Origin of the sequence: Natronospira sp. (assembly GCF_007134575.1) — a bacterium.
GTDB classification, from domain to species: Bacteria; Pseudomonadota; Gammaproteobacteria; order Natronospirales; family Natronospiraceae; genus Natronospira; species Natronospira elongata.
Window position 1 is genome coordinate 1 of sequence record NZ_SLKM01000033.1, and the last position, 4,952, is coordinate 4,952.

At 61.0% G+C, this 4,952-nt stretch carries 8 protein-coding genes; 1 reads left to right on the forward strand and 7 read right to left on the reverse strand.

Annotated features, from left to right (window positions below; genetic code table 11):
• The 4 genes from ACJWXQ_RS01325 to ACJWXQ_RS01340 form a co-directional block, all read right to left on the reverse strand.
• Positions 1 to 1,116: exopolyphosphatase (locus tag ACJWXQ_RS01325; RefSeq protein WP_406671990.1), on the reverse strand; the 1,116-nt coding region annotated here is incomplete at its 3' end.
• Positions 1,117 to 1,209: 93 nt separating this feature from the next.
• Positions 1,210 to 1,587 carry an iron-sulfur cluster insertion protein ErpA gene (erpA, locus tag ACJWXQ_RS01330; RefSeq protein WP_346050857.1) on the reverse strand — a complete coding sequence of 126 codons (378 nt, stop codon included), beginning with the start codon at positions 1,585 to 1,587 and terminating at the stop codon, positions 1,210 to 1,212.
• Between the two features lie 46 nt (positions 1,588 to 1,633).
• Positions 1,634 to 2,173, reverse strand: a complete 540-nt coding sequence (locus ACJWXQ_RS01335) for a polymer-forming cytoskeletal protein (protein WP_346050858.1) — start codon at positions 2,171 to 2,173, stop codon at positions 1,634 to 1,636.
• 75 nt (positions 2,174 to 2,248) lie between these two features.
• A complete protein-coding gene (locus ACJWXQ_RS01340; RefSeq protein ID WP_406671991.1) occupies positions 2,249 to 2,962 on the reverse strand; it encodes a DUF6776 family protein in 714 nt (237 codons plus the stop codon).
• Positions 2,963 to 3,071: 109 nt separating this feature from the next.
• On the opposite strand from ACJWXQ_RS01340, the gene ACJWXQ_RS01345 reads away from it, so the two are divergent.
• Complete coding sequence (locus ACJWXQ_RS01345) at positions 3,072 to 3,485, forward strand: CopD family protein (protein WP_346050860.1); 414 nt, start codon at positions 3,072 to 3,074, stop codon at positions 3,483 to 3,485.
• Between the two features lie 7 nt (positions 3,486 to 3,492).
• On the opposite strand, the gene bfr is transcribed toward ACJWXQ_RS01345, so the two are convergent.
• The 3 genes from bfr to ACJWXQ_RS01360 all read right to left on the reverse strand — a co-directional run.
• A complete protein-coding gene (gene bfr, locus ACJWXQ_RS01350) occupies positions 3,493 to 3,963 on the reverse strand; it encodes a bacterioferritin (protein WP_406671992.1) in 471 nt (156 codons plus the stop codon).
• Positions 3,964 to 4,102: 139 nt separating this feature from the next.
• On the reverse strand, positions 4,103 to 4,306 hold the full coding sequence (locus ACJWXQ_RS01355; RefSeq protein WP_346050862.1) for a (2Fe-2S)-binding protein: 204 nt from the start codon (positions 4,304 to 4,306) through the stop codon (positions 4,103 to 4,105).
• Between the two features lie 149 nt (positions 4,307 to 4,455).
• Positions 4,456 to 4,952, reverse strand: a 497-nt coding sequence (locus ACJWXQ_RS01360; RefSeq protein ID WP_406671993.1) for a TonB-dependent receptor domain-containing protein, incomplete at its 5' end; no start/stop codon positions are given.

The following is a 4,952-nucleotide window of genomic DNA, read 5'->3' on the forward strand; positions in this document are numbered from 1 at the left end:
GAGAAACTCGCGAGTTTCCGGCCGCTGATCCAGCCCCCAGGGCACCGCGACGGCATCCCAGGCCTCCACGGCCGTGCGGGCCACGGCGCGTCCATGAGCACGGTCCATGCGATAGCGCCCCATCATGGCGGTCACCGTGCGATCACGTACATCCCGGTGACGCACCCGCCCGGCCATATCTTCCAGCAAACCCTCCCTCAGGGCCCCGGGGGCGATCTCCATACGCTGGATGTCGAGGGCTTCGAAGACGGCTCTCAGAATGGCCGTGCCCCCCGGCAGAATGGGCACCCGGTCCGGGCGCAGCTCGGGGTAATCGTCCGCCTTGGGGCGCCCCCTCGACACCAGGTCGTCACAGAGGGCGCTGAGACTGTCGAGGGTGATCCCGGACTCGCTCCAGCCCCGGGCTTCGGCGATGGCGGCGATGGAACGGATAGTGCCCGAGGCACCCAGGGCCTGGCCCCAGCCGGCCCGCCGATAGGCCGGTGCAACGCCACTGATCTCGCCGCGCGCAATCCGAAGGGCCCGCTTCATGTTCGACCGACTCACCTCGCCACCATCAAAGCAGCGCTCGGTCAGGGAAACCGAGCCCATGCCCAGAGATTCCAGCAGTTTGGGGCGAGCCCCCTGGCCAAGAATGACTTCCGTGCTACCACCACCTATATCCAGCACCAGGCGCGCCTCGTCACCTTCGGTCACAACCGGCGTTGCCCCGGCGTAGATCAGTCGCGCTTCCTCGAAGCCGGAAATGATCTCGATGGGATGCCCGAGGGCAGCCTCGGCGGCCTCAAGAAAGTCCCGACTGTCACCGGCGCGTCGCAGGGCATCGGTACCAACGGCCCGGACCTGAGTGGAATCCATGCCCTTGAGGCGCTCGCCGAAGCGGGACAGGCAGGCCAGTGCCCGGGTACGTGCCTCCGGCGCAAGGTCACCGTCCTCGCTCAAGCCGCTGCGCAGACGCACGGTTTCCTTGATGCGGTCAATCACGTGCAGATCCCGACCACTCAGGCGGGCTACGATGAGATGGAAGCTGTTCGAGCCCAGATCAATGGCCGCCAGCAGTCGTTCACCACGCGCCAATGACCACAACTCCCTGACCTGTTCCACCCCTGCCCCCATGCTCTGCCCTCCGGTTCAAGCCAGGCATAAAGAAAGGGGGCGCCACCGGCACCCCCCTCGAGTCAATTCAGACATTGTTCCCGAACCACGGCCTCATACCGCGAAAGAGGAGCCACAACCACAGGTCGTGGAGGCGTTGGGGTTTCGGATAACGAACTGAGCTCCTTCCAGACCCTCGGTATAGTCGATCTCGGCGCCCATGAGATATTGGACGCTCATGGGGTCCACCAGCAGCGTGACACCATCATTTCTGATCTCTGTGTCACCTTCCGTGATTTCTTCATCGAAGGTAAACCCGTACTGGAAACCGGAGCACCCGCCACCGCTGACGAAAACCCGCAGCTTAAGCTGGTCGTTGCCCTCTTCGCTGATCAGCTCACGGACTTTCCGGGCGGCCGCGTCGGTGAAAATCAATGCCTCGGGGATCTGGCCACCATTATCGGACTCGGGCACGTAGGTTTGGGTACTCATGGCTGTCTTGACCTCCAGGTCTCGGGATTGCTCGGGCCATTATACGTCATTGACTGCCAGACACCTTGCCGTCCCGGGACTGGGTCCCCGGCTCAAAGCGGCCCTGGCCCTCACGGCCACGCTGTTCTGCACCACCCGCCGACTGTGCACCGCGATCGCGATCAGCTGGCCGGCTCTGATTCGGCTGATTGCCGCCCTTCTCGAGTAACAGGGGCTTCTCCGCAGGCTTGTGCACCATCTTGCCGTTGACGCTGGCACCCACCGCCATTTCGACCAGATTGTAGTAGACGTCGCCGTTCACTTTCGCATGGGCCTCCAGCTCAAGCCGCTCACGGGAATAGACATCCCCGGTGACGGTCCCGTCCAGCACAATATGGGGCACCTTTACATCACCTTCGATGACGCCGTGCTGACTGACGCTGATGACGCAATTGTCACCGTCGGCCAGTACATTGCCCCTGACGGTGCCATCAACATGCATGCCACCCTTGAATTTGACGTCCCCGGTGATCTCAGTGTTGCGGCCCACCAGGGTCTCGATCTTGGCGCTCCGGGCGCCCTTGCTCTTGTTTCCGCTGCCCCACATGCTCGGGTGTGCCTCCGATCCGGTTAGGGAGCCCCGACCTCAAGCGGCGAGGACTCCGTCATCAGTCTGACCAGTCTAGCGCTCCAGCTCCGGCCACTCAAAACTTTCCTCGATCTGGCTGCGATTGCGCCCTCGCGGGCTGACGGTCACTGAAACCTGTTCCGGCTCAAAGCCCTCCGGGAGACGCAGGCGACCGTCAAATCCCTGAAAGTAGCGGAAGGAAAAGGCCAGATTGTCGTGATCCCCCAGCTCCGAAACATCCAGGCTGAGCGACTCGTCATCCTGCCTTCCCTCCACCGCCAGCCTGATCTCACCCTCCACCCGACGGTCATGGGTCATGGCCTGGATGAGCATCAGTGTAAAGCGGTACTCGCCGTCTTCCCGTCCTGGTGAAATACTGAACTCCTGGATCTGGAGACCACTCTGCCCGTCCTCGGGTGAAACGATCCCGCGGTAGAAGGCCAGCTCTTCCTCCAGGCCCTGAATCTCGTCCTGCAGTGACAAGAGGTCCTGTCTCAGGTTCTCCCGGGCGGCCTGATTCACTTCCTGAGCCCGCTCCAGGACCGCGAGGCGATCGCGCAAACGAGTCTCAAGTTGTGCCGCCTGTTCCAACTGAGACTGCATGGCCTCCCTTTCGGCTCGCGCTTCCGTCTGAAAATACCCCCCATCGGTCAAGCCACGCTGGTAGGCATAGATGACCGCCGTGATTGCCAGCAGCAGAAGAATGGCGATGGTGATTCGATAACGCCAGGGCCGGTAGGCTTTGACCACGAGACTATGGGTTGTCATGCCTTGCTTGACCTCGGATGGGAAGGGTAATACCTGCCAACCTTTGCTATCTTACGGAGACTGGCGGTTGCCGAAAAGCATAGAATTCGCTTGTCCGGGGAAGTTGTAAATGCTGACACTGAAAGCCTTTCACATAATCTTCATGGTGACCTGGTTCGCCGGCCTCTTCTATCTGCCTCGGCTATACATCTATCACCGGGCGGCCGAGGATCCCGTTTCCCGGGATCGATTTCAGATCATGGAACACCGGCTCTGGGTCATCATGACCATCGGCGCGGCACTGACACTGGCCAGTGGCCTGTGGCTCATCGCCATGGCCTGGTGGCCCATGCCGGGCTGGCTGCACGCCAAGCTGGCTCTGGTGGCGGCACTGTTCGCCTATCACTTCTACTGCCTGCGGCTAAACCGCCTGTTCCGGGTCGACCGCATGCCCCACTCGGATCGCTTCCTGCGCATCTTCAACGAGCTACCGGCATTGGCCCTGGTGGCCATTGTCCTGCTGGCGGTACTCAAGCCCTTCTAGCTGGCCTCTAGCCAGCAGTCTGGGACTGGATGTAGTTTTCCAGGCCCATCTTGTCGATCAGGCCCAGTTCGGTCTCGAGAAAATCCACATGCTCTTCCTCGTCCCGCAGGATGCTCACAAAGAGATCCCGGGAGACGTAATCGCCAACGGATTCAGCATGGGTGATGGCGGCCTTGAGGTCCGTGTGCCCCGAAAGCTCCAGCTTCAGATCATATTCCAGCACTTCCTTGACGTCCTCACCCACCATAAGCTTATCCAGATCCTGGAGATTGGGCAGGCCCTCAAGGAACAGAATCCTCTCGATCAGGGCATCGGCGTGCTTCATCTCATCGATGGATTCCTCGTATTCCTTTTTTCCGAGCCGTTCCATGCCCCAGCTCTGCAGCATGCGGGCGTGGAGGAAATACTGGTTGATCGCGGTCAGCTCATTTTTGAGGATACGGTTGAGGTGCTGGATGATGCTGCTGTGGCCTTTCATTGCCTTCTCCCGCTGAGAATGGGTTCATCCGTGGGAACGTCTGACCTCGGGAGTCTATAGCAGTTCGACGCGGGGGCGGAAGTGGCAACAGAAACGGAAGAGCAATTAACCGGTCTCAGGGACGATTCCGGGATCGATATCAGGCGGCAACGGCTTCCAGAAGGCTGTGCTTGCCCAATTGGCGCAGGCGGCTGACGAGCTGCTCACGCACGGCCTCTTCACAGGTACCGCAGGCGGTGGCCACGCCGAGACGGTCCATCAGGCACGGCAGACTGTGGGCGCCCTCATCGATGGCGGCCAGAATGGCCCGGTCAGAGACCGCGTTACAGACACACACGTACATGGCGCACCTCCTGCAATTAACAATCACAGCTTAAATGCAAATGAGAATGATTGTCAATAACGAGCAAACAACAACTCGCCGGCCCTCGGGAACGGGAAAAGAGGCGCCTCCATGCACCCCTGGCTCCCCTCCCCCAATCCACAGGGATTTCAGAATTCGAGGCGCATCCCGGCCCATGCCGTGCGGGGCAGACCGACCCGGGCACCCGCCGGACTGCGGGCGGAGACATAGGTCTCGTCGAACAGGTTTTCCACGCTGGCAAAGGCACGGACACTGCTGTTGAGGGCATACTCACCGGAGACATCAAACAGCCAGCGGGCATCGACAGTCTGATTGGCCGGAATGCTGCCGGACCCGGCCACGGAGCGGGTCTCGTCCACATAGTTCGCCGCGAAGCGGAACTGCCAGTCATTGGCAACGGCGCGCAGGGCGAGGTTCAGTTGGTGGGCGGGGATATGGGGCAACTCGTCCCCTCGGCTGACATCGCCCCATTCACTGAAATCGCTCTCGAAGCTGCTCTTGAGCTCGGTGTTGGTGTAGGTATAGGCCACTTCCAGAGGCAGGGAAATGCCGAGATCCATGACATCAGCCAGGTCATAGCGGAGCATGGCCTCCAGACCAAAGACATCAACTTCCCCGGCCTGAA

Bases quoted from the DNA above. Each gene is read 5' to 3' on its own strand.
- ACJWXQ_RS01345 (WP_346050860.1), top strand. From the start codon at position 3,072: ATGCTGACACTGAAAGCCTTTCACATAATCTTCATGGTGACCTGGTTC.
- ACJWXQ_RS01340 (WP_406671991.1), bottom strand. From the start codon at position 2,962: ATGACAACCCATAGTCTCGTGGTCAAAGCCTACCGGCCCTGGCGTTAT.
- erpA (WP_346050857.1), bottom strand. From the start codon at position 1,587: ATGAGTACCCAAACCTACGTGCCCGAGTCCGATAATGGTGGCCAGATC.
- ACJWXQ_RS01355 (WP_346050862.1), bottom strand. From the start codon at position 4,306: ATGTACGTGTGTGTCTGTAACGCGGTCTCTGACCGGGCCATTCTGGCC.
- ACJWXQ_RS01335 (WP_346050858.1), bottom strand. From the start codon at position 2,173: ATGTGGGGCAGCGGAAACAAGAGCAAGGGCGCCCGGAGCGCCAAGATC.
- bfr (WP_406671992.1), bottom strand. From the start codon at position 3,963: ATGAAAGGCCACAGCAGCATCATCCAGCACCTCAACCGTATCCTCAAA.